This window comes from Microbacterium sp., assembly GCF_047607225.1.
In the GTDB taxonomy this organism is placed as follows: domain Bacteria; phylum Actinomycetota; class Actinomycetes; order Actinomycetales; family Microbacteriaceae; genus Microbacterium.
This window is the reverse complement of the sequence record NZ_JASGDO010000072.1, coordinates 1-24,425: the sequence shown is the minus strand read 5'-3', so window position 1 is coordinate 24,425 and position 24,425 is coordinate 1. Positions and strand designations below refer to the sequence as shown.

Sequence of the window (24,425 nt, the reverse complement as noted above, 5' to 3'; positions counted from 1 at the left end):
ACACCTGTGGAACCACCTGTGGAGGGCGGCAGGGCGCGGAAATCCTGTCAGCGCCAGCGCGTGGTCATCAAGAAGCCGACGAACGCGATCCCGAAGCCGATGACGAGGTTCCACCCACCCGCGCCGGGGATGGGGAACTGGTTCGACCCGCTGAGGTAATACACGATCACCCACACGAGGCCGATGATCATGAGTCCGAGCATGATCGGCTTGAACCACACCGGATTGGGTGCCTGCTCGCCGTCGCGCTGCTCGACGATCGGGTCTTCGTCGTTGCCTGAACGTGCCATGCGACGATCCTATCGTCAGGTGATGTTCAGCACATGGTGTGGCACAATCGCGGGTGTGGGGGAAGTGAGCGGAGTTTCGTCGCGCGCGCGGAGGCCTCGGCGGCGGGTGACGTTCGTCGGTGTGCTCGGCGAACTGCTGATCACGGCGGGGGTCGTGGCGCTGCTGTACGTCTCGTGGCAGATGTGGATCGGCGACTGGATCATCGGGACGCAGAAGCAGGCCGAGGCCGATGACCTCGTGACCTCGTGGGCTCAGGAGTACCAGCCCGACCCGAGTCCGCCCGCCGGCGCACCGGTGATCCCGGTGCTCGACCAGCCGAAGCACGGCGACGAGTTCGGCGTCATGCGGATCCCTCGTTTCGGCGAGAAGTGGAAGTTCACGATCGCCGGAGGAGTCACCCGGCCCGACATCCTCGACCAGGGCGAGATCGGACACTACCCCGACACCGCCATGCCCGGCGAAGAGGGGAACACGGTCTACGCCGCCCACCGATGGACCTCGGGAGCGCCCTTCGACCCGATCGACAAGCTCGTCGTGGGCGATGCGATCGTGATCGAGACCAAGGCCGGCTGGTACACCTACCGGTTCCGCAACCTCGAGTACGTGCAGGACACTCAGGTCGACGTGCTGCTCCCGGTGCCCCAGCAGGTGGGGCTCGACGCGGACGGCCGCTACCTCACCCTCACCAGCTGCGCTCCGAAGTTCAACATGCTCGAGCGGATCATCGCCTACGCCCTGTTCGAGGACTTCACGCCTCGCTCCGACGGACCCCCCGCCTCCCTGACCGAAGGAGAGACTGCCTGATGTACGGTGCACTGTGGCGTCTCCTGCCCGGGCCCGTGTGGTTCCGGGTGATCATCGTGATCGCGCTGGTCGCGGCCGCTCTCTACGGACTGTTCTGGTACGTCTTCCCCTGGGCTTCGCAGTTCATCTCGCCGCAGGACTCCACCATCGGTGGCTGAGCCGATCTCCACGCCCGACCGCTCGGTGCTCGTCGTCGACAATCACGACAGCTTCGTCCACACCCTGATCGGCTACCTGCGAGAGCTCGGAGCGAGCGTCTCGGTGGTCGAGTCGGATGAGATCGACGATGCCGTCGCCGCGATCGCGGGCCACGACGGCGTGCTCGTCTCGCCGGGGCCGGGGACGCCCGAGCGCGCGGGGGCGTCCGTCGCGATCGTGCGTGCGGCAGCGTCGGCGGGGATGCCGCTGCTGGGAGTGTGTCTCGGTCACCAGTCGCTCGCCGTCGCGTTCGGAGCGACGGTCACCCACGCGCCCGAACTCCTGCACGGCATGACGTCGGAGATGCATCACGACGAGACGGTCGCGCTCTTCGAGGGACTGCCGAATCCGTTCGCGGCCACGCGCTACCACTCTCTGGCCGTCGTGAGGGACACCCTTCCGCCGGAGCTCGTCGTGACGGCGCGGACGAGCGCCGGGGTGGTGATGGCGATCGCGCACACGACACTCCCGCTCCACGGAGTGCAGTTCCATCCCGAGAGCGTCCTCACCCAAGGCGGCTACCGTCTGCTGGGCAACTGGCTCGAGAGCATCGGGCTCCACGGCGCCGCCGCGCGCGGTGCCGAGCTTCGGCCCCACGGACAGGGTGGACAGGGCGGACCGCGCGTCTGAACCGGCGCGGATCAGGAGCCGGTGCAGACCACCAGATCGATCGTCGATCCGATCGCGACGTCGCCGACGGCCGACTGCGACTTGACGATGGGCGCGTCGGGATTGCCGGCGCAGTTCGCATCCTCGACGACGTTCGCCGTGAGGCCGAGATCATCGGCTTCGAGCGCGCGTTCGGCGGCATCGACGCTGTAGCCGGACATGTCCACGACGGTGACCTTGCCGCTGGCGACCACGACGTTGACGCTCGTCCCCACCGCGACCTCCGCGCCCTCGTCGAGGCTCGCTGAGATGACGGTGTCGGCGGCGAGCTTGGGGTCGTTGCGCGTCGTGACGGTGCCGAGGGTCAGGCCGGCATCGTCGAGAGCGGCCGTCGCCTCCTCGCGTGAGAGGTTCTCCAGTCTCGGCACGGTGGCAAGCTTCTGGCCGGTCGAGACGTAGACCGTGATCTCCTCACCGGGCTCGACGCGGGTTCCGGCGATCGGATCGGTGCGGATCACATTGCCGGCCGCGACCGTGTCACTGTTCTCCTCGACCTTCGTGGCCTCGAGATCGTTGGCCACCAGCTCCTTCTCGGCGCGATCCCATGCCATCTCGACGATGTCCGGCACCTTCCGCACGTTCTCGGGCAACGTCGGCTGCGGACGGCTGGCGATCACCCAGATGAACACCGAGATCAGCAGGGCCGCGAGAACGGCCACGCCGGTCCAGATCCATGCGACGGGCGGGCCCGTCTGGGTGCGGCGCATCGTCGTGTCGGTGCTGAGCTGGCGCAGCGACCGGGCCGTCTCCGCCGCCTGTCGAGGGTTCGCTCCGTACAGCTCGCTGTGCAGGGCGCCGACCTGGCGCTTGGTGGGCGTCTTTCCGTCGCCCGTCGCATCGAGCGCGTGCCGGAACGAGGCGGCGTCGGCGAACCGCTGATACGGATCCTTCGCGAGGGCTCGCAGGACCACGGAATCGAGGGAGCGGGGGACGGAGGCCACCACATCGGACGGAGGAACGGGCGCTTCGCTCACGTGCTGATAGGCCACCGCCACCGGCGTGTCGCCCCGGAACGGCGGGCGCCCGGTGAGCAGTTCGTACAGCACGACGCCGGCGGAGTACAGGTCGGCACGGGCGTCGACGGGCTCGCCCTTGGCCTGCTCGGGCGAGAAGTACGATGCGGTGCCGATGATGGCGGTGGTCTCGGCGACGGTGGACGAGGAATCGGAGACGGCGCGGGCGATGCCGAAGTCCATCACCTTCACTTGCCCCTGCTCGGTCACCATGACGTTGCCCGGCTTGATGTCGCGATGCACGACGCCCGCGCGGTGGGAGTACTCGAGCGCCTCGAGAATGCCGTCGGTGTAACGGATCGCGTCGGCGACACTGACCGGCCCGGCGGAGATGACGTCTTTCAGGAGGTGACCCTGGACGAGCTCCATCACGATGTAGGGAACGGCACGCGTGGTGCCATCCTCGGCGGTGTCGACGTCTTCGCCTGCGTCGTAGACCCGCACGATCGCGGGGTGCGACATGCGCGAGGCAGCCTGCGCTTCGAGGCGGAACCGCGTGCGGAAGGCGCTGTCGGCGGCGAGTTCGGCCTTGAGGATCTTGATGGCGACGGTGCGGCCCAGAGTGATGTCGTGCCCGCGGTACACGGTCGCCATTCCGCCGCGACCGACGAGCTCGTCGATGCGGTAACGACCGGAAAGCACGCGCGGCTCTGCTGACACTTCACTCCCTGTGCTGAACCTCGCCAGCCTAACCGACCCTCGCTGGGACGATGGTGGACGTGACCTCGGTCAGGGGGTGGTGTCCTCGCCCTCCTCGGACGGCTCCGGGTCGGGAGACGGCGCGGCGACGATCCGCGCCTCGGCGGTGGGGGCGGACGGTGAGACCTGCTCGTTGTCGCCGTTGGTGCAGGTCACGGTGTACGTGACGCTGAGCCGGCTTCCGACGCCTCCGGTCACGGTGACCGCGACGGGCATGTCGGACAGGCCGAAGTTGGCCTTCGACGGGGAACCCGAGACGTTGAACGTTCCGTTCGTCAGCGAGATCTCGTACGTGGAGATCACCCCGCCGCCGGCGCACTGGTAGTTGGTCGGCCAGCCGATGTAGGCCGTGCCGCCGGCTTCCACCGAGTCGACCGCGTTGCCGGTGTCGTCCTGGATGGTCGCGGCACCCGGCTGCTCCAGCACGGTCATGGGACCGTAGGCGCGCATGACGAAGGACTCGTCGAACTTCACGTTGCCCTGGGGGCTGAACTCGTAGACCGTGCCGACGTCGCTCTTCTTCGTGGCGGCGTCACCGGTCTCGCACGTGGCGTTGTTGAGGCCCTCGTCCTTGACGAGCTGCAGCGCGTCGTCACACGTCATGCCCCGGAGGCCGAGGCTGTCGACCGCGACGCTCGTCGGCTCTGCGCTCGGCGAGGTGGGCGGTGTGGACGGCGGCGCGGAGGGGCTGCTCGGCGACGGGCTGCTCGGCGTCGGGTCTGGCTCACCGTTGTTGTTGAGGAGCGTGAAGACCGTGCCGGCGAGGACGATCAGGAGCAGGGCGATGAGTGCGACGAGCGGCCAGGTCCACGGGCTCCGCTTGCGCTTCTTCTTCTCGTCCGTCGTCGCGACCGGTGCATCGACGGCAGCCGTCGTCGGCAGCAAGCGTGTGGCCTCGGTCGACCCGAGACCTCCGGTGAGGAGCTGGGTGACCTCGTCGACGGGGGCGCTCCCCGCGATGGCGGGGACGATCGCGGCCGCGCCGGCGACATCGCCGCGCCGCAGTGCGGTGGCAGCCCTCGCGACGGCCGACGCGGTGGCCGGGCGGTCCTCCGGCTTCTTCGCGATCATGCTCATCACGAAGTTCTGCACCGGCTCGGCGACGGTCGCCGGCAGCGGCGGCGGGACGTCGTTGATCTGCGCCATGGCGATCGCCACTTGCGACTCACCGGTGAACGGACGCTTACCGGCGAGGCTCTCGTAGGCGACGATGCCGAGGGAGTAGGTGTCGGTCGCGGGAGACGCCGCGTGGCCGGAGGCCTGCTCGGGAGAGAGGTACTGGACCGTTCCCATGACCTGTCCCGTGGCGGTCAGCGGAACCTGGTCGGCGATGCGGGCGATGCCGAAATCGGTGATCTTGACGCGCCCGTCGGGCGTGATGAGCAGGTTCCCGGGCTTGATGTCGCGGTGGACGAGACCCGCGGCGTGGGCGGCTTGGAGCGCGGAGGCGGTCTGGGCGACGATGTCGAGGGTCTTGTCGGTGGACAGCGAGCCCTCGCGCTCGAGGATCGTCGAGAGGGCCTCGCCGGGCACGAGCTCCATGACGAGGAAGGCGGAGCCGTTCTCCTCGCCGTAGTCGAAGACGCTCGCGATGCCCTCGTGGTTGACCAGCGCCGCGTGGCGGGCCTCGGCCCGGAAACGCTCGAGGAAGCCCGGGTCGCCCATGTACTCGTCTTTGAGGATCTTGATCGCGACCGTCCGGCCGATGACGTGATCGGTGGCCTCCCAGACCTCGCCCATGCCGCCGATGGCGATCCTCGAGTCCAGCTCGTACCGTCCGCCGAAGCTCACACCTTGCGTCGGTCTCATTCGCTCAGCACCGCCTCAATGACTTTCTTCGCGATGGGGGCCGCGATCCCGTTGCTCGTGCCGTTCTGGCCGAGTCCTCCACCGTCCTGCACCATCACGGCGACGACGACCTCAGGGTTCTCCGCGGGGGCGAACCCGGTGAACCAGAGCGTGTACGGATCGCCGGGATTGTGCTCCGCGGTGCCCGTCTTCCCGGCGATGTCGACGCCGTCTATTCTTGCACCGCTGGCCGCTCCGTCACTGACATTGGCGATCATCAGCTGGGTCAGAGTGTCGGCCTGCTCGGGCGTCAGCGCCCGGCCGAACTCGGTGTTGTCGAACCTCTCCTGCACCGTGAGGTCGGGGGCGACGACCGAGTCGACGAGGCGAGGGTTCATCACGACGCCGTCGTTGGCGATCCCCGCCGAGACCATCGCCATCTGCAGCGGAGTGGCCCGCACGTCGCTCTGGCCGAAGCCGCTCAATGCGGTCTGGGCCGGGTCGAAACCCTGCGGGTACACCGAGGCCGTCGAGGACAGCGGCAGCTCGAACGAGGTGTTGAACCCGTACTTCTCGGCCTCGGCGCGGATCGCGTCGGTGCCGAGGGCCACCGCGAGCTGCGCCATGGGGATGTTGCAGCTGAGGCGCAGGGCGTCGGCGAGGGTGACCTTCTTGCCCGGTCCGCACGTGCCGCGATCGAAGTTGTGGATCTTCGTCGACGTGCCCGGCAGGGTCCACGTGGCCGGGTTGTCGAACGTGGACTCCGGTGTGAACTTGCCCGATGCGAGGGCCGCCGAGACCATGACGAGTTTGAACGTCGATCCCGGCGGGTCGAGATCGCCACCGATCGCGCGGTTGTACAGGGGCTTCGTGCGGTCGGCGTTGAGGCGGTCGAACTCCTCGTTGACCGACTTCGAGTTGTGCGCCGCGAGGAGGTTCGTATCGAAGCTCGGGCTCGTCGCCATCGCCAGGATCCGCCCCGTGTCGGGCTCCATCGCGATGACAGCGCCCTGGTACTTCTTGATCGCGTCGTAGGCGACCTTCTGCAGCGACGGGTCGATGGTCGTGATCACGTCGGAGCCGCGCGGCGGCTGCCCGCTGACGATGCGCTCGATGCGCGCGAGGAACTGCGAGCTCCCGGTGCCGGCCAGCGGGCCGTTCATCGCGCTCTCCAAGCCGGTGCGCGAGTTGAGCTCGGGGTTGAAGTAGCCCGTGACCGGCGCCCACATCTGCGCGTCCGGATAGGTGCGCAGCCAGCTGTAGACGTCGTCGCTGGGCTCCGAGGCGGCGATGACCTCACTGCCCGCGAAGATCGATCCGCGCTGCACGTCGTAGGAGTCGAAGAGCGCACGCTTGTTGTGCGGATTGGCCTGCAGCTCGTTCGCGGCCACGACCTGGATCCAGCTGACGGCGCCGAGGAGCCCCAGGAACATGACGAGCATCACGATGCTCAGCCGGCGGAGTTCCTTCGTCATCCGATCACCACCCGGGGACGCGAGCGGACGGCGTCGGAGATGCGCAGGAGCAGGGCGACGATCATCCAGTTGGCCACGAGCGAGGAGCCTCCTGCCGCGAGGAACGGTGTCGTCAGTCCGGTCAGCGGGATGAGCCGCGTGACGCCGCCGACCATGATGAACACCTGGAGCGCGATCGTGAACGACAGCCCCGTGGCCAGCAGCTTGCCGAAGTCGTCCTGCCCGGCGATGCCCACGCGGATGCCGCGGCTGACGAACACCATGTAGAGGCAGAGGATCGCGAACAGCCCGATGAGGCCGAGCTCCTCGCCGAGGCTCGGGATGATGTAGTCGCTCCAGGCGAGCGGGGTGAGCTCGGGACGCCCCTGTCCGAGGCCCGTGCCGAGCATGCCGCCCTGCGCGAGCCCGAAGATGCCGCTGGCCAGCTGCATGCTGGAGCCGTCGATCGTGTCGGGGTTGAAGGCGTCGAGCCAGTTGGTGAACCGGCCCTTCACGTACGGCAGCACTTGGGCGGCGAGGAGGGCGCCGGAGACGGCGAGGGTCACCCCGATGAGCACCCAGCTGGTCTTCCCGGTCGCGACGTAGATCATCGCGATGAACATGCCGAAGATGAGCAGGCCGGTGCCGAGGTCGCGTTGCAGCACGATGATCCCGAGCGAGGCGAACCACACCACGAGCACGGGGCCGAGCTCCCGGGCCCGAGGCCAGGTGACCCCGAGGAATCGGGTGCCGACCGACGCGAGGGCCTCACGGGTGCGGACGAGGTAGCCGGCGAAGAAGATCGCGAGGGCGATCTTGGCCAGCTCGCCCGGCTGGAACGAGAACACCCCCGCCACCGACACCCACACGTCGGCGCCGGCCTTGACGCCCAGGCCCGGCACGAACGGCAGGAGGAGGAGGACGAGGCCGGTGAAGCCGAACACGTAGGTGTAGCGGAACAGCACCCGGTAGTTGCGGAGGAGGATCACGATCGCGATGGCGGCCGCGATCGCGATCGCCGACCATGCGAGCTGGCGGGTGGAGAACCCGGTCCAGCCCTCCCATCCCTTCGCGAGGTCGATCCGGTAGATCATGGCGGTGCCCAGACCCGTCAGAAGCGTCGCGATCGGGACGACGAACGGGTCGGCCGAGGGTGCCTTGAACCGCAGGACGATGTGGAGGGCGAGGACGAGGGCGGCCAGGCCTCCGCAGAACGACAGGAACGACCAGTCGAGCCGGCCGAGCGCGCCCAGCTGCACGAGGACCGTGGCGGCGCCGTTGAGGAGGAAGGCGAACAGCAGGAGCCAGAGCTCGCGGTTGCGGTGGGTCTGCGGCACCCGCAGTCGTCGCAGGGCCTTGAGCACCTGGGTGTCGGCGCGGACGTCGGCGGTGTCGGGCGAGGCGGTCACGGGGTCACCTCCGGGCGCAGGTTTTCGACGCGGGCCTGCGCGTCGGCGAGGGAGCGCACGCTGATCGTGCGCTCGACCGAGTACCGCTGGTAGGCGCGGAGATCGGCCAGCAGGATGCCGGTGTCCTCGTAGACGGACGAGAGGGAGATCGGACCGAGATCCTGCGGGATCCCCCGATAGATCACCACCGAGTCGTCGTCGGCCCCGATGTAGTAGCGCGTCTGGGTCCACTGGTAGGCGCCGAACAGGGCGGTGGCGAGGGCGGCCAGCGTCACGACGAGGCCGACGAGCCACCAGATCCGCCGCCGGCGGGCTCGGCGGCGATCCTCTTCGATGACCTCTTCGAGGAACTCGGCCGCCGGCTCGAAGTGTGTGGGCTCGTTGGCCGCCTGACGCCCGGGGTGCAGCCAGCTCGCGCGCCCGGGACGGGCCGCGGGCACCTCGACGCCGAGAGGGTTCGAGGCCGAGCCGACGATCGTGGGAGTGCCGCTCACGACCGGGTGGGCGCCCCCGACGTCGACGAGCACGATCGTCACGTTGTCGGGCGCGCCGGCGTCCAGCGCCTGCTTGAGGAGCAGGTCGGCGGTGCGACCCGGGGCGTGCCCCTGACCGAGCGTCTTGGAGGTGTGGGCGTCGTCGACCACGCCCGAGAGCCCATCGGAGCAGATCAGCCAGCGGTCGCCGGGCTGGGTCTGCATGACGAACGCGTCGATCTCGGGATCGGGGTCCATGTCGCCGAGCACGCGCATGAGCACCGACCGGCGCGGGTGGTAACGCGCCTCTTCGGGGGTGATGCGACCCGAGTCGACCAGGCGCTGCACGAACGTGTGGTCGGTCGTGATCTGGGTGAGGGCGTCGTCTCGATAGAGGTAGACGCGAGAGTCGCCGATATGGGCGATCACGGCATAGTCGTCGACCATCACGATCGCGCTGACGGTCGTCCCCATGCCCGCCAGCTCCGGCCGCACGACGACCGTGTCGATCAGCTCGGTCGCGGTGTCGGTGATGGCGTCGCGGAGGGCGCGCTCTGCCGCATCGGTGGAGGGGAATGCGTGGTCGAGGCTCTTCAGGCGGTGGATCGCGAGGCTCGAGGCGACATCGCCACCGGCGTGCCCGCCCATCCCGTCGGCCACGGCGAACAGGTTGGAGCCGGAGTAGCCGGAGTCCTGGTTGTTCGACCGCACCTTGCCCGTGTGGGAGATGGCGACGCTCGACCCCTCGAAGACCATGGAGATGCGCCCGTTACTTCCGCAGCTCGAACGTCGTCGCGCCCACCTTGATGGTCGCGCCGACGATCACGGGCACCGGAGTGCTGACGCGCTCGCCGTCGTGCCAGGTGCCGTTGGTCGAGTCGAGATCCTGGATCATCCACTGGTCGCCCCACCGGAGCAGACGCGCATGGTGACTGGACGTGTAGTCGTCGCGGATGACGAGCCCCGACTCGCTCGAGCGTCCGATCGTCACCGGCTCGCTCCCGAGCGGAACTTCCAGACCGGACTTGGGGCCGCTGGTGATCACGATGCGCGAGACCGTGGCGGCCGTCGCCTTCTCGCGGCCGGTGGGGCCCGAGGCGACCGGCGCGACAGGAGCGGTGGCCGCCGCCGCGGGGGCGGCGACGGGAGCCGCCGGTGCCGGGTCGGGGAGCTTGCGCGCCTTGACGCCGAACACATCGGCGCGGAGCGAATACACGACGGCGAAGACGAAGAACCACAGGAGGACGAGGAAGCCCACCTGCAGCAGCAACAGCGTCAGCGAGCTCACGAGGTTCCTCCGTGGTCGAACACCCGTGTCGCGTCGTCGGGCGGAGCGGTCGGAAGCGGGGGACGCGGGGGCGTCGCCTGAGGCACGACGGAGAAGACGATGTCGGTGCGGCCGATCGTCACGACGGCTCCGCTGGTGAGGGCGGCTTCGGACACGGGAGCGCCGTTGAGCTTGGTGCCGTTGGTGGATCCCATGTCGCGCACCATTGCGCGGGTGCCGTCCCAGAGGATCTCGACGTGCCGTCGGCTGGTGCCCGCGTCGGAGATGGTGATGTCGGCATCGGAGCCGCGGCCGATCACGGTGCGGCTCTTGGTGAGGGTGTGCTTCTTGCCCTCGACGTCGATGACGCCGCGCCAGGCGACCTCGCCCGCGGCGGTGCGCGCATCCACGCGTACGGTTCCCGTCGACAGCTGCTCGTCGGCGCGGAGCGAGATGGTCACCGGACCGGCGAAGCTGTAGCCCTGCGCCTGCGCGTGGGCTTCGACGAGCTGGAGGAGCTCGGTGTCGAGGGTGGTGCCGAGCGCACCGAGGCGCTCGTGGTCGGCCGGCGCCAGCCGTACCGCGAACGTGTTGGGCGCGAGGATGCGGTCGCGGCTGACCACGGCGGATTTCGTGTCGAGCTCACTACGCAGAGCCGACGCGATCTCCACAGGTTGGACACCGCTACGGAAGGTCTTCGCGAACGCGCCGTTCACGGCGCGTTCGAGTCCCTTCTCGAAGCTGTCAAGTAGTCCCACGGGGCTCCTCTGGCAGGCGGACCGGTGTTCACATGCTAGTTGCACAGTCTGAATGCCCGCGGATGGCGCCCTGGTGGGCAAAAGCTGAGGAGAAACTGAGGGACACGGCATACGGCTCATTCATAAGATGAGAAAACCCTCATGCTCCGGGAGCCCGCTCGGAGTTTCCCCCGACGAGGAGCCCCCCTTATGTCGCGCATGTCTGCACGACGCCGTTCCGCACGTCTCACGGCGGCCACCGGTGTCATCGCCCTGCTCACCACGTCGTTGATCGCCGTGGCCGCCGCTCCCGCGAACGCGGCGCCGGTCACCACGACCAACACCTACTCCTACACCGGATCGACCGCGTCGTTCGTCGTCCCCGCCGGCGTCACCGCGCTCAATCTCACCCTCGTGGGCGGCCTGGGCGGCAACGGCGGCGCGGACGCGACGCCCGCGCCCGCTGTCGGCTCCTACCGCGGTGTGGTCAGCGGCAGTGTCGCCGTGACGCCCGGCTCGACGATCACGATCGCCGTCGGCTCAGGAGGCACCACGGGAACCTCGAGCACGTCGGGCGCCACGGCGGCACCGGCCGGGGGCAACAACCCGCTCTCCGGTTTCGACGGCGGCGCGGGGGGTCGGACGGGAACGGTCGGCTCTTCGGGCCAGGGCGGCGCCGGCGGCGCGGCGAGCGTCGTGGTGATCGGCTCCGACCAGATCGTCGCCGGCGGAGGCGGCGGTAACGGCGGATCGGGCCAGTACGCCCCGACGCGTGGTCGCAACGCCGACGGCACGTACGTCGGCCGCACCGACACGACGTCCACCAACGGTCAGACCGGCATCAACGCGTTCGATCGCTGCGCGCAGGTCTCCTGCAGCAACGACGACGGCGGCGGCTCCGGCGGTGGCGGCGGCGGCGCCCAGGGTGGTGCGCAGGGCCAGATCGAGTTCGGTGCCGGCACTTCCAACGAGTGGTTCGGCTACGGCGGCTCGGTGGGTCAGAACAGCACCGCGGGTCGCAACGGCCTGACCTCGTCGTACCAGTACGTCGCCGCGAACGGCACCAGCGGATCCATCACGATCTCCTACGACACGGGCGCCCCCTCTGCCCCGTCGGCGGTCCGCGGCGTTGCGGGCGTGTCGTCGGTCGCCCTCGAGTGGAACCCGCCGGCGTCGGCCGGTGGCGCGCCGGTCAGCGACTACGCGGTGCAGTACAGCTCCGACGGCGGTTCCACGTGGAGCGCCTCGACCCTCGTCGGCTCGGCCCGCACCAACACCACCATCAGCGGCCTGACCAACGGCACCGCCTACGTCTTCCGCGTGGCGGCCGTCTCCACCGAGGGCACCGGTGACTTCTCGGCGCAGTCGGCGCCCCTCACGCCGTACGCCGCTCCGTCGGCTCCCACGATCACGTCCGTGGAGGGCCAGGACGGCGCACTGCGTGCCTCGTTCACGGCTCCTACCTCGGGCGCCCCGGTCACCGGGTATGAGTACCGCATCGACGGCGGATCGTGGCTGCCGGCCGCGGGAACCACCTCGCCCCTGGCCATCCCCGGCCTCACCAACGGCACGACGTATCAGGTCGAGCTGCGGGCGACGAGCTCCGTCGGTGCGGGTGCGGCCAGTGCCCCGGCGTCCGGCACACCGATCGCCGTGCCGGGTGCGCCGACGATCGTCAGCGCAGCGGCTACTGCCCAGACGATCAGCCTCGACGTGACGCCCGGCTTCGACGGCGGCTCGCCCGTGATCCGGTACGAGTACCGGGTCGGCTCGGGGAACTGGGTCTCGACCGGCGACACCACGAGCCCCGTCGTCATCGGGGGCCTCGAGGACGGGACGTCGTACTCGGTCGCCGTCCGCGCCGTCAACGCCTCGGGTGCGGGTGTCGCCTCCGACGCCGTGACCGTCCGCACTCCGGGCGCGCCCGCCGCGCCGATCGGTGTGACCGTGACCCCGGGTGACGAGACGCTGACCGTGGCCTACCAGCTGGGCGACAGCAACGGCAGCCCGATCCAGCGCGTCCAGTACCGGGTGGACGGCGGGTCATGGAGCGATGTGCCCCACGCGGGAACCTTCGTCCTCACCGACCTCACCAACGGCACGTCCTACGGCGTGCAGCTGCGCGCGGTCAACGCGCTCGGAAACGGCACGGCATCCTCGACCGTCTCCGGCACGCCGCGGGGCCTCGCGTCGGCGCCGACCATCACCGCCGTCTCGGCCACCGACCCGGTGACCCTCACCGTCGACTTCACCGCGCCCGCCGCCACGGGCGGCAGCGCCATCACCGGCTACGAGTACTCGACCGACGGCGGCGTCACGTGGCGGACCCGCGACGACGGTGGTGACACCGCGTCACCGATCCTCCTCACGACGCTGTCCTCCGACGGGTCGACGCCCCTCGACTCCGGGGAGACGTACCCCATCGAGATCCGCGCGATCACCGCGGTGGGTGCGGGGGCGGCCTCGGCCGTCGTCGACGGCGTGCCGGTGGATGTCCCCTCCGCGCCGACCATCTCCTCGCTCACGCCTCGTTCGGGCGCCGTCGCGGTGTCCTTCACCCCGGGCGCGAACGGTGGCCGGGCCATCACCTCGTATGAGTACAGCGTGAACGGTGGTGGCTGGACCTCCACGGGGAGCCTTTCGACCTCGTTCGTGATCGGCGACCTGACCGACGGCGTGTCGGTCTCGGTGCGCGTCCGCGCGGTCTCCTCCGTCGGCGCCGGATCGGCCTCGGCCCCCGAGTCGGCGACCCCGGCTTCGGCTCCCGAGCGGCCGACGGTGACCTCCGTCGTCCGCAGCGACCGCACCCTCACGGCCGACATCACTCCCGGAGCGAACGGCGGCGCGGCCGTCACGTCCTGGCAGTACTCGACCGACGGCGGTGCGACCTGGGCCACCGCGTCGGGGACGTCGCTTCCGCTCGCGATCACGTCTCCCTCCGCCGACACCGGCGTCCGGCTCGTCAACGGCCAGGGGTACTCGCTCCAGGTGCGCGCGGTGAACTCGGCCGGGGTCAGCCCGGTCTCCAACATCGTCACGGTCGCCCCGGCCTCGGCCCCGCCGCGTCCCACGGTCACCGTGACGCCGGGCGACTCCGCGGTCTCGGTCTCCTACGCCCTCACGGGCGACGGTGGCTCGCCCCTCACGCGTGTGGAGTACTCGCTCGACGGCGACACGTGGGTCGACACCGCCAGCCTCGCCACCTCCTTCGTGCTCACGGGCCTCCCCAACGGCACTCCCGTGAACGTTCAGGTGCGCGCGATCAACGCGATCGGGACCGGCGCCGCCTCCGCGGTCGCCACGGCTACGCCCCGCACCGTTCCCGGCGCGCCGCAGTCGGTCACAGCGGTGTCGAACACCGGCTCGCTCGATGTGACGTGGTCCGCTCCCTCGTCCGACGGCGGCAGCACGATCACCGGGTACACCGTGCGGGTCTACGCGTCGGCGACCTCGACGAGCGTCGTCGCCTCGTGCACCACGGCATCGACGAGCTGCACGGTGACGGGGCTCACCAACGGCACGGAGTACTACGTGGCCGTCACGGCGTCGAACGTCGCCGGCGCCGGTCCCGCCTCCGCGCCCCGCGCTACGGGCACTCCGCTCGCGCGTCCGGCGGCCCCGACGATCACCTCGGTTGCAGCTGGCGATCAGCGCCTCACCGTCGCCTTCACGGCGGGTGCCGCGGGTGACCGCGCCATCACGCGCTACCAGTACACGACCGACGACGGCGCGACCTGGGCCGACCTGTCCGGCCTCAGCAGCCCGCTGGTCATCTCGGGCCTCACCAACGGCACGACGTACTCGGTCAAGCTGCGGGCCGTCAGCGCGGCCGGCGCGGGAGCGGCTTCCAACTCCGGCTCCGGAAAGCCCGTCGGCTACCCCGGTGTGCCGGGCAACATCACCGCGACCGCGGCGAACAACTCGATCGTCGTGGCCTGGACCGCCGCCGATGCGAACGGTGGCGTGGTGCAGTCGTACACGGCCACCGCGTTCAGCGCAGCGGGCGCCGGATCCACCGTCACGACGTGTACGACAGCGACCCTCACCTGCACGCTGACCGGTCTCACCAACAACACGACCTACTACGTGTCGGTGCAGACCCTCACGCAGGGAGGCCTCTACTCGGAGCGGTCAAACCCGCGCGTGCCGGCGACCCCCGGCACCGTGCCCGGAGCGCCCACCGCGGTGTCCGCCACCGCCGGGAACGCCTCGGCCGCGCTGACGTGGACCGCGCCCACCGCGGGCACCTCGACGATCGCCGGATACGACATCCTGTGCTCGGCCTCCGGCGGATCCTTCACCTCGTGCGGCACGGCCACCGGCACCAGCACGACGGTCACGGGGCTCACGAACGGCGTCAGCTACCAGTTCCGGGTCGTGGCGCGGAACGCGTCCGGCTCGGGATCGGCCTCGGCGTCGTCGAACGCCGTGACCCCCCGGGCGCCGGGAGTCGCGCCGACCTTCGGCACCCCGACCCGCACCGCCGACGGGTACTCCGTGAGCATCACGAACGTCGACCCGCTCGCGACCTACACCGTCACCTCGACGGCAGGGGCCGCCACCGTCAGCGCGGGTGTCGTGACGGTCACGGGCCTGAACGCCGGACAGACCGCCAGCGTGACGGTCACCGTCGCCCGTGCCGACCGCGCCAGTGCGTCGGGAACGACCGCCGGAACCGCGCTCGCCGCCGGCATCGCACCCGCGCTCGGCGACCCCACGAGGACGGCCGACGGCTTCACCGTCGCCATCGAGAACCTCGACCTGGGCGCCGACTACGACGTGACGACCACGGCGGGCTCGGCGAGCATCGCGGGCGGTGTCGTCACCGTCACCGGACTGGAGCCCGGTCAGTCGGCGACCGTCACCGTGACCGTCTCGAAGGCGGGCAGCACCGACGCCGACACCGACGTGGAGGGCTCCGCGCTCGACGCGGGCGTCGCTCCCGCGTTCGGCGAGCTCACCCGTACGGTCGACGGCTTCCGCGTGGTCATCGACAACCTCGACGAGGACGCCGACTACACGGTCAGCTCCTCCTCGGGCACGGCGACCGTGGACGGCGACGTCGTCACGGTCACCGGACTCGAGCCGGGCGAGACCGCGACGGTCACCGTCACCGTGACGGCTCCGGGGGCCACGCCCGCGTCGGCAGGCACCTCGGGTCGTGCGCTCACGGCGGGCTCCGCTCCCGACCTCGGCACCGTCACCCGCACGGCGGGCGGCTACACCGTGACGATCGACGACTACGACGAAGACGCGACCTACACGGTGAGCGCCACGGCGGGAACGGCGTCGATCGTGGACGGCGTCGTGGTCGTGACCGGTCTCGAGCCGGGGCAGTCGGCCTGGGTGACGGTCACCGTCACCCGTCCCGGCGACGCCCCCGCACAGACTTCAGCGCTCGCGTTCGCGCTCGCCGCAGGCGTCGCACCCGACCTGGGAGAGGTGACGCGCACGTCCGACGGCTTCACCGTCCCGGTCGTGGACGTCGATCCGGATGCGACCTACGCGGTCACGACGACCGCGGGCACGGCAACGGTCGTGGACGGTGTCGTCACCGTCTCCGGCCTGGAGCCGGGGGAGTCGGCCACCGTCACGGTCACCGTGGCGAAAGACGGCTTCACCGATGCCGAGGAGTCGGCCACCGGGACGGCCTTGGAGACGGGAGTGAAGCCTGAGTTCGGCGACCTCACCCGCACCGAGGGCGGCTTCACGGTGCCGATCGAGAACGTGGATGCCGATGCGACGTACGCCGTGTCGACGACCGCGGGTTCGGCGACCATCGCCGACGGCGTGGTCACCGTGACGGGATTGCAGCCGGGGGAAACGGCGACCGTCACGGTGACCGTGTCGACACCGGGCGCCACCACCGCCACCGAGTCGACGACGGGTGCCGCGCTGGGGGCCGGTGTGGCCCCGCAGTTCGGCGCGATCACGCGGACCGCCCACGGTTTCCTCGCCCCGATCACCAACTTCGACCCCGATGCCGACTACACCGTCAGCGTGAGCGCCGGCACGGTGGGCCTCCTCGACGGGATGGTCGTCGTCAGCGGCCTCGAGCCGGGAGAGTCGGCCGAAGTCACGGTCTCGGTCGCGACGACGGGCCGCACGGAGGCGGAGGCGAACCTCGCGGGCACGGCTCTCGAGAGCGGTTCCGTTCCGGAAGCGGGTGAGGTCACCCGCAGCGCAGGCGGCTTCTCCTTCGCGATCGAAGACCCCGACCCCGACGCCACCTACACCGTGAGCACCACGGCGGGAACGGCCGTCATCATCGACGGCGTGGTCGTGGTCACGGGCCTGCGTCCCGGCGAGACGGCGGCGGTCACCGTCACCGCCACGAAGGAAGGCGCCACGACGACCACGACGACCGTCACGGGATCGGCCCTCGACCGGGGTGTGCGTCCCATCCTGGGCGCCGTCACCCGCACGGTGACCGGCTTCACCGTTCCGATCACGAACTTCGACCCCGAGGTGACGTACACCGTCGAGACCTCGGCCGGAAGCGCCACGATCGGCGCCAACGCTCCGCGGCGGGTGGCAGCTGTTGCCGCACCGGCGGCACCGGTGGGCGCGAACATCGTGACCGTCACGGGCCTGCGCCCCGGACAGTCGGCCGTCATCACCGTGACCGCCTCGGCGACGGGGGCGACCTCCGCCGCGGCCGGCACCAACGGCGCCGCGCTCGACCCGGGCGTTCCCGCGGAGTTCGGCAAGCCCGCTTATGAGGACGGCACCATCACGGTCCTCATCAGTGACTACGACCCGAACGCGGAGTACGAGGTCACGACGTCGCGCGGCTCGGTCGAGCGTGTGGGCGCGTACCTGATCGTCACGGGCCTCGAGCCGGGCGAGGAGGCCGTGCTGACGGTCGTCGTTCGTCGCGACGGCGCCGTGGAGGCGGAGTCCACGCTCACCGTGGCCGCACCGACCGACAACGGCGGCACCGACAACGGCGGCGGGACCGGTGGCGGCGACAACGGCGGCGAGGGCAGCGGCGGCGGCAGCGGGAACGGCGGCACCGACGGTCGACCGGCCGGCAACGGCGGCAGCGAGGGCAGCCTCCCGGGCACGGGCGGCGACTCGGCCGCGCTCCTGTGGTGGAGCCTCCTCGGGGTCCTCACCCTCGGAGCCGGTACCGGCGTGACGATCCTCGGCTGGCGCCGTCGTCGTCAGGCCGAGCAGGACTGAGGCCACGGGTGGGATCGCGGTCTGCGCCCCGATCCCACCCGTGATATCCTCGGGAAGTTGATTGCACGCGTGCGTGCACTCGCGCGAGTGGCGGAATAGGCAGACGCGCTGGCTTCAGGTGCCAGTGCCCGAAAGGGCGTGGGGGTTCAACTCCCCCCTCGCGCACAGCGCAGAAACAACCCCCGACCTGGGATTCTCCGGGCGGGGGTTGTTTCGTTCCCGGGGGGGGGGATGTGTCGGCCCCTCCTCCGCTCAGGTGGCGCATTCAGTGGCTACAGCTGCAGCGAGGCAACACTCTGCGCCACCTGAGCGACGGGGACAGTGCCGCTGAGAGGCCAGAAGCCCGCGGGCGCTGCGGTCAGCGCACCTTGGTGGATCCCCTGGACGTTTTCGTGACCGTTGTGTATCCCGACTTGGCGCCCGTGACTTTGACGGTGATCACCTTCCCGCGCTGCGACTTCGTGATCGTCCATGTCGACTTCGTCGCGCCGGTGATTCTCGAGCCGTTGGCGTACCACTGGTAGCGCAACGTCGCCCCCGTGGTCCACGTGCCCGGCTTCGCCGTCAGCCTCCTCCCGACGGCGGGAGCACCCGAGATCGCCGGCGTCCCTGCGAGCATCACCCGTGTCGTTGCGCGCGATGTGACCGCTGCGGTGGCGTATCCCGTTTTCCTCCCGGTCACCGTCACGGTGATTCGATCGCCACGCAGAGAGGACGGAATGGTGAAAGTGGATGCCGTCGCGCCGGCAATCGGCTTGCCGTCTGCCTTCCATCGGTAGCTGATCGCCGTCCCGCTCGTCCATGTCCCGCGGGACGCCGTGAGCTTGCCTCCGACCACGGCGGTTCCGGAGATCGTGGGCGTCGGAGCGGTCAATAGGCCGGCGGCAGTGGCCGGTGTGGAGGGACTCGTCACTGTCACTGAGTCATAGTGAGTCCGAGATGCTGTCACAGAGACCGAGATCCTCTTGCCCACCGTCTCCGGTCCGAGGACGAGCGATGCAGTCGTCGCCCCCGGAATCGAGCGTTCGGATGCCTTCCACTGATACGTGAGACGAGCCGACGTATCCCAGCCTGCACCGGTCGCCGCCGATACACGCGCCCCCAATCGTGGTATCCCTCTCACCTCCACTGGACCGGTGGCGACAGCACCGCCCCGCACGACGGATGTCGGCGTGGCCGACGCTTCCGCGGGAATGTAGCTCTCGTACGAACCGCGGACGCGCACGGAGATTCGTTTGCCGAGGTGAGCCGTCGTCAGACGAAGCGTTCGGGATGTCGCTCCCGTGAGGGCGGCTCCGTCCGCGGTCCACTGGTAGGTGAAGCTCGCAGCTGGGCTCCACGTCCCCTCGGACGCTTCGAGCGTCGCGCCGACCCTGGGCGATCCGGTGATCTCGGGTGTGTCGGGTGCCACTCGCAGGCGCCCCATCGTCGCATCGCCGACGAAGTCCTCGGAAAGTCCGAGATCGATGGGGACCGCCTCCGCGGAAGAGGCGCGATTTTCCCACCACTCGTCGAGCAGGCCAGGCGAGCTGAAGAAGTCGGGGGAAAAGTGGAGCGTGTAGGTCCCCGGCGGGAGGCCATCGAAGGAGTACTTTCCGTTGCGGACCGTCCGATATGGCCCGAACAGCCATTCGATGGAGCCGTCAGGGCGCACGTGGCGCGTGTGGAGCCGAACGTCAACGCCATTGGCTGGCCCGCCTTCCTCCCAGCGGACCCTGCCGGAGATGGTTCCTCCGCGCGCCAGTTCCGTGTCCACACCGTTGCGGATCTCGCCCTCCTCGAGCGTGATGCGAGTCGCCTCTTCAGGGGTGAGCGCCCCGGGCCACCACTCCGAGAGGAGTGTCGACCAGTCGGGGAGGGGAGAGATGCTCACCAAATAGGTGCCGGCCGGAAGTGGTGGAGAAATGTAAGGCCCCCACCCCGCCGCCTCGCCGTACCGGTACGTGTCGAGTCGTGCTTCCTGCACCTCATGCTCACCGCCGGGGATGGTCTCGATTCGGTCGAAGTACGCCGTGTACCCGGACTTGTACGGCACACCGCCAAGAATCGTCCCGGTTATCCGTGACCCTTCTTGGAGCGTCGCATCGTCGAGAACGAGGTGTTCGTACTCCTCGAGCTCGATCGCCGCGGCTGAGTGAGCGTCCACAGCGTTGCCCCACCACTCACGCGCCGCCCCGGAAGCCGCGGGGGGGTGGAAGTTGAGTGTGTAACGTCCCGCTCTCAGCGACGGGATGACGTAGCGACCGTCCGCATCCGTAGTCACCTCCGCGAACGCGTACCAGGGCTCGCGAACGTCCTTTGATGGCCGTGCGATCTCCACCTCAGTGCCAGCGATCGGTTGCCCGTCCGGTCCTCGTACCACGCCCTCGATGGATCCCGCCGTAGGAACCGTCATATCCACGTCGCCCACGTCCTGGCCGGCGACGAGATCGATGGTCGTCGCGTCGGCCTCCGTCAGGGCATCTCGCCACCACGCGGTGGCGTCTGAGGAACCCTCCGACCGCACGCGGTAGGTGCCGGCGGGAAGATCGCCCAGACGATAGCCACCGTTCCGTTCGGTGGTGCCGTCGCCGTCGAGGTATGTTCGCGTCGACGAGTGAAAGGCGAATCGTTCCTCCACTCCCGACCACCGTTCGACGGTAACCGTGGCCGTCGCCGACGTGCCACCTGGCCCGAGTCGCACAGTGCCGGAGATCGAAGCCTCGTCCGGAGCGGGGAGGACCACACCGCTGCGGTCCTCCCCGACGCCGATCTCTATCGGCTCGGCGTCGGCCTCGTCGGGGACACCCGGCCACCAGACGGGCGCGAGTCCGTTCGAGCTGCCCAGCACATAGCGGAGGAGATACCGGCCCGCCGGTAGCCTCCCGATCAAGAACTCGCCGGGTGCCGCGACGCTGTGGGAGAGCCAGGCGGGATCAATGTCCGGCGCGACTTCAGAGCCATCTGCGGCGGGCATCCTGTACGCCCGCACGGAGCCTGACAGCACCGGCTCACCCGAAGAGTCGACGACGCGGCCGGATATCGACCCCGCCAATTGGAGCGTGACCCTGCCCACATCGACCGTGCTCTGTGTCGACTCGACACGCACTTTCGACAGATGATCCTCGATCACCCATTTCGGGTCGGGATGCTGAAAGAGGATCGTATAGACGCTGCCCGGTGTGATGGTGACTTCGAAATGTCCGCCGCCGTCGACCTCCACGGCCGCGAATTCCTCCTGCGGCGAGTGTGCCGTCACCCTGACGCCTGTCGCGGGCTCGCCTGCTTCAGTGAACACCGAGCCGCTGATCGTCGCAGTCGCCGCTGCAGCCTCCGCGGTGCCCGGCAACACACCACCGGCAACGATCACCGCCGCAGCGAGCGGGGCCGTCAACCAGAACCGCACCGCGCGAGTCCAACGACGCGAGTCGATCCGCTCATGCATGCGCGGGCTGGTGATGGCGACCTCCGAAAGTATGAGAACCCTCCAATGATCGCATGGCCGCCGGTTCGTCCACTAGGCCCGGAAGCGCGCCAAATGGCTGAGGCGACGGCTGGTTCAGCCTCACGTAATCGCCGTGCTGGGAAGAAGACGTAGTCAATACTCCCGCGACGCGAAATCGCCCGGAAATGCTAGCGCTCGGGCGCTGTTTCCTCGGCCGGAATCGGGCATTCTGCATGTCGCGAACAGCGACGAGACGACCCCCGACCGGGATGCTCCCGGCGAGGGTTGTCTCGTGCCCGGAGTTTTGTGCCCGCCCCCTCCTCCGCTCAGGTGGCGCATTCAGTGGCTACAGCTGCGGTGAGGCAGCACTCTGCGCCACCTGAGCGACGGGCGGTGCCACCCGAGGGTCCGCGGCCTACGGCGCGGGGTAGCGGGCGGAGATGCCGGCGAGGAGCAGATCGATGCCGGCGAGGTATTGCTCCTCGTCGTCGTGGGTGGGGAACCGCTCCAGGATCTGGTGCACGAAGGGATACTCGCGCGGGTCGAGTTCTCGCCACACCCGGACGAACTCCGTCAGGTAGCTCTCGCGGTCGTAGCCGGCCTGGCCGAGCACCTTCGCGAGGCGGGCATTCGCGGACTGCTGGCTGATGTTGCCGAAGATGTAGCTGCCAATCGCCGCGCAGACGTCGAACTGTTCGTCGGGGGGCACGCCAAGGGCGGACAGCCGACTGCCGATCGCCTCGTAGATCTGGGCGGCGGTCATCCGCGTGGGGTCGTCGTAGAGGGTGGACCCCAGCCACGGGTGGGCTTCGCTCGCGCGCCAGAGCGACACTGCGACCCCCCGAACCGAACCGACCGGCCCCGGCTCTTCGGGAGCCTCGGACAGACAGTCCGTGATCACCCGGTTCGTGGCGGCGGAGAGCAGCTCGTCCTTGCCCGCGACGTAGTGGTAGAGCGCGCCCGCGCCCGTCGAGAAGTGGGCGGCGAGGCCGCGGAACGTGAGTGCGTCCTCCCCATCGCGGTCGAGGATGGCGATCGCCGCGTCGACGATGCGCTCCCGTGACAGGGAGTCGCGACGCCGGGGGGCGGGCTTCTTCACGGCCTCACGCTAGCACGCTTGACAGTCTTGGAACAACGTTCCATACTCTTCCATGGAACGGCGTTCCAAAAAGAATCGTCCGGATCGGAGAGCACACCATGACCACCGCCCTGAAGACGTCGCCGCGGTACTACCCCTCGATGCGCGCGGCATGGATCCCACTCGCGGCGCTCTGTCTCGCGTTCTTCGTCGAGATGGTCGACAACACCCTTCTCACGATCGCGCTGCCCACGATCGGTCGCGATCTCGGCGGGAGCACGACGGCGCTTCAGTGGATCACGGCCGGGTACGCGCTGACCTTCGGCGGGCTGCTCCTGACCGCCGGGTCGATCGCCGACCGGTTCGGCCGCAAACGAGTGCTGATGATCGGCCTCGCCCTGTTCGGACTCATCAGCATCGGCGTGGCGTGGGTGTCGACGGCGAACGAGCTCATCGCCCTGCGCGCGGCGCTGGGCATCGCGGCGGCGATGATGGCGCCCATCACCAACTCGCTCGTCTTCCGCCTCTTCGAGACCGACGAGCTGCGCCGAAAGGCAATGACGATCATGATCGTCGTCGGAATGAGCGGCTTCGTGCTCGGCCCGCTCATCGGCGGGACGGTGCTCGCCCACGTGAGTTGGCACTGGCTCCTGCTCGTGAACGCGCCGATCGCGCTCATCGCGATCATCGGCGTCCGTTTCGGTGTCCCGGCGGACGACAAGGACGGCCTCACCGACGACAAGCTCGACATCCCCGGAGCGCTCCTCAGCATCGCGACGATCGGGCTCGCCTGCTACACCGCCACCAGCGGCGTCGAGAACGGGTGGCTGTCTCTGCCGACCATCGCGATCGGACTGGGAGCGATCGCCTCGCTCATCGCGTTCATCTGGCGGGAGCGCACGGCCCGCTATCCCATGCTCGATCTCGCGCTGTTCCGGACCGGCCCGGTACGGGGAGCCGCGATCGCGCAGGCCGGCGCCGCGCTCGCCATGGCGGGCGTCATGTTCAGCCTGATCCTGCACTTCCAGTACGCGTACGGCTGGTCGCCGCTGGTGGCCGGGCTCGCCAACCTGCCGATCATCGTGACGATGCTCGTCGCATCGCCCCTGGCCGAGTGGCTGGTGAAGAGGTACGGCCAGCGCGTGGCGTGCGTGATCGGCTCGAGCGTCCTCACCACGGCGCTCGTGGCGATGGCGTGGGCCGTCCCGAACGGCTATCCGGCGATCGCCGCGTGCATGGTGCTCTTCACCGTAGGGCTCCGCGTCGTGCTGACCACCGCCGCCATCGCGCTCATCAACGCCATGCCCGAGAACCGTACCTCGGTCGGAGCCGCCCTCAACGACACCGCGCAGGAAGTCGGCACGAGCGTCGGAACCGCGCTCATCGGCACGCTCATCGCGACGCTCGTGGCCACCGTTCTCCCCAACGGCGTGTGGAGCGCCGAGCTCGTCGCCCACTTCTTCCACGGCGAGCAGATCGCCTACCTGGTGATGGCGGTCGTCGTGGGAGCCATCTCCATCGGCGGGTCGCTGGTGCTGACGGGCTCGCGCGTCGCCGAGGAGTGAGCCCCGGCGGGGCCTCCCTTGCCCCGCTCAGGTGGCGCAAAGCGTGGTCACGCTGGTTCTTTTCGCGCGAAATGCGCTATCTGAGCGGAGTGGAGAGGGGATGTTGGATACGTCACCCACCAGCCCTCAGGTGACGCATCCGGGGGGCACCCTTGCGCTCAGGTGGCACATTCCGCGCCAACTCAGCGGTGGAAAGCACACTTTGTGCCACGTGAGCGACCCGGGGGCCTCCAACGCGAAGACACCTAGCTGTACCCGGTCATGAGGTTGGTGTCGCGCGGGTGATGGGGGGTTGGCCGCCGCAGGCGGTGTGGGGTCGAGCGTAGTTGTAGTGCTCGAGCCAGGGCGAGAGGGCGTTGAGTCGGGCTTGG

At 69.4% G+C, this 24,425-nt stretch carries 16 protein-coding genes and 1 tRNA gene; 6 read left to right on the top strand and 11 right to left on the bottom strand.

The window, feature by feature from the left end:
• Positions 1 to 47: 47 nt before the first annotated feature.
• Positions 48 to 290 (bottom strand): cell division protein CrgA, encoded by a 243-nt coding sequence (locus QM591_RS15065; protein WP_067164914.1) that lies wholly within the window; start codon positions 288 to 290, stop codon positions 48 to 50.
• 106 nt (positions 291 to 396) lie between these two features.
• On the opposite strand from QM591_RS15065, the gene QM591_RS15060 reads away from it, so the two are divergent.
• Genes QM591_RS15060 through QM591_RS15050 form a run of 3 tightly spaced genes read left to right on the top strand, consistent with a single transcriptional unit; the run spans position 397 to position 1,923 of the window.
• Entirely contained in the window at positions 397 to 1,095 is a 699-nt protein-coding gene (locus tag QM591_RS15060) for a class E sortase (RefSeq protein WP_415133513.1), read from the top strand.
• Positions 1,095 to 1,253, top strand: a complete 159-nt coding sequence (locus QM591_RS15055) for a hypothetical protein (RefSeq protein WP_415133511.1) — start codon at positions 1,095 to 1,097, stop codon at positions 1,251 to 1,253. The genes QM591_RS15060 and QM591_RS15055 overlap by 1 nt, the downstream gene beginning before the upstream one ends.
• On the top strand, positions 1,246 to 1,923 hold the full coding sequence (locus QM591_RS15050) for an anthranilate synthase component II (protein WP_415133509.1): 678 nt from the start codon (positions 1,246 to 1,248) through the stop codon (positions 1,921 to 1,923). Before QM591_RS15055 ends, QM591_RS15050 begins: the two co-directional genes overlap by 8 nt.
• 11 nt (positions 1,924 to 1,934) lie before the next feature.
• Here QM591_RS15050 and pknB read toward each other — a convergent pair whose 3' ends face one another.
• The 7 genes from pknB to QM591_RS15015 form a co-directional block, all read right to left on the bottom strand.
• Positions 1,935 to 3,617: a Stk1 family PASTA domain-containing Ser/Thr kinase gene (pknB, locus tag QM591_RS15045; RefSeq protein ID WP_415133507.1), complete on the bottom strand. Its 1,683-nt coding sequence runs from the start codon at positions 3,615 to 3,617 to the stop codon at positions 1,935 to 1,937.
• A gap of 87 nt (positions 3,618 to 3,704) precedes the next feature.
• Positions 3,705 to 5,483: a serine/threonine-protein kinase gene (locus QM591_RS15040; RefSeq protein ID WP_415133505.1), complete on the bottom strand. Its 1,779-nt coding sequence runs from the start codon at positions 5,481 to 5,483 to the stop codon at positions 3,705 to 3,707.
• The gene (locus QM591_RS15035; protein WP_415133503.1) at positions 5,480 to 6,937 is read right to left on the bottom strand and encodes a peptidoglycan D,D-transpeptidase FtsI family protein; all 1,458 of its coding nucleotides are present in this window, start codon (positions 6,935 to 6,937) and stop codon (positions 5,480 to 5,482) included. Before QM591_RS15035 ends, QM591_RS15040 begins: the two co-directional genes overlap by 4 nt.
• Positions 6,934 to 8,325: an FtsW/RodA/SpoVE family cell cycle protein gene (locus QM591_RS15030; protein WP_415133501.1), complete on the bottom strand. Its 1,392-nt coding sequence runs from the start codon at positions 8,323 to 8,325 to the stop codon at positions 6,934 to 6,936. Before QM591_RS15030 ends, QM591_RS15035 begins: the two co-directional genes overlap by 4 nt.
• On the bottom strand, positions 8,322 to 9,554 hold the full coding sequence (locus QM591_RS15025; RefSeq protein WP_415133499.1) for a PP2C family protein-serine/threonine phosphatase: 1,233 nt from the start codon (positions 9,552 to 9,554) through the stop codon (positions 8,322 to 8,324). The genes QM591_RS15030 and QM591_RS15025 overlap by 4 nt, the downstream gene beginning before the upstream one ends.
• Positions 9,555 to 9,567: 13 nt before the next feature.
• A complete protein-coding gene (locus tag QM591_RS15020; protein ID WP_415133497.1) occupies positions 9,568 to 10,086 on the bottom strand; it encodes an FHA domain-containing protein in 519 nt (172 codons plus the stop codon).
• The gene (locus QM591_RS15015; protein ID WP_415133495.1) at positions 10,083 to 10,823 is read right to left on the bottom strand and encodes an FhaA domain-containing protein; all 741 of its coding nucleotides are present in this window, start codon (positions 10,821 to 10,823) and stop codon (positions 10,083 to 10,085) included. Before QM591_RS15015 ends, QM591_RS15020 begins: the two co-directional genes overlap by 4 nt.
• A gap of 189 nt (positions 10,824 to 11,012) precedes the next feature.
• Between QM591_RS15015 and QM591_RS15010 the strand changes: the two genes are divergently transcribed.
• Both QM591_RS15010 and QM591_RS15005 read left to right on the top strand, forming a co-directional pair.
• Positions 11,013 to 17,987 carry a beta strand repeat-containing protein gene (locus tag QM591_RS15010; protein ID WP_415133493.1) on the top strand — a complete coding sequence of 2,325 codons (6,975 nt, stop codon included), beginning with the start codon at positions 11,013 to 11,015 and terminating at the stop codon, positions 17,985 to 17,987.
• Positions 17,988 to 18,068: 81 nt separating this feature from the next.
• Positions 18,069 to 18,152 (top strand) — tRNA-Leu (locus QM591_RS15005).
• 193 nt (positions 18,153 to 18,345) lie between these two features.
• Here the strand turns inward: QM591_RS15005 and QM591_RS15000 are convergent.
• Entirely contained in the window at positions 18,346 to 21,411 is a 3,066-nt protein-coding gene (locus QM591_RS15000) for a carboxypeptidase regulatory-like domain-containing protein (RefSeq protein ID WP_415133491.1), read from the bottom strand.
• A 415-nt stretch (positions 21,412 to 21,826) separates the two neighbouring features.
• The gene (locus tag QM591_RS14995; RefSeq protein ID WP_415133489.1) at positions 21,827 to 22,510 is read right to left on the bottom strand and encodes a TetR/AcrR family transcriptional regulator; all 684 of its coding nucleotides are present in this window, start codon (positions 22,508 to 22,510) and stop codon (positions 21,827 to 21,829) included.
• Positions 22,511 to 22,608: 98 nt separating this feature from the next.
• On the opposite strand from QM591_RS14995, the gene QM591_RS14990 reads away from it, so the two are divergent.
• A complete protein-coding gene (locus QM591_RS14990) occupies positions 22,609 to 24,054 on the top strand; it encodes an MFS transporter (protein ID WP_415133487.1) in 1,446 nt (481 codons plus the stop codon).
• Positions 24,055 to 24,313: 259 nt separating this feature from the next.
• Here QM591_RS14990 and QM591_RS14985 read toward each other — a convergent pair.
• A partial coding sequence (locus QM591_RS14985) for an integrase core domain-containing protein (RefSeq protein WP_415128629.1) occupies positions 24,314 to 24,425 on the bottom strand: 112 nt, incomplete at its 5' end.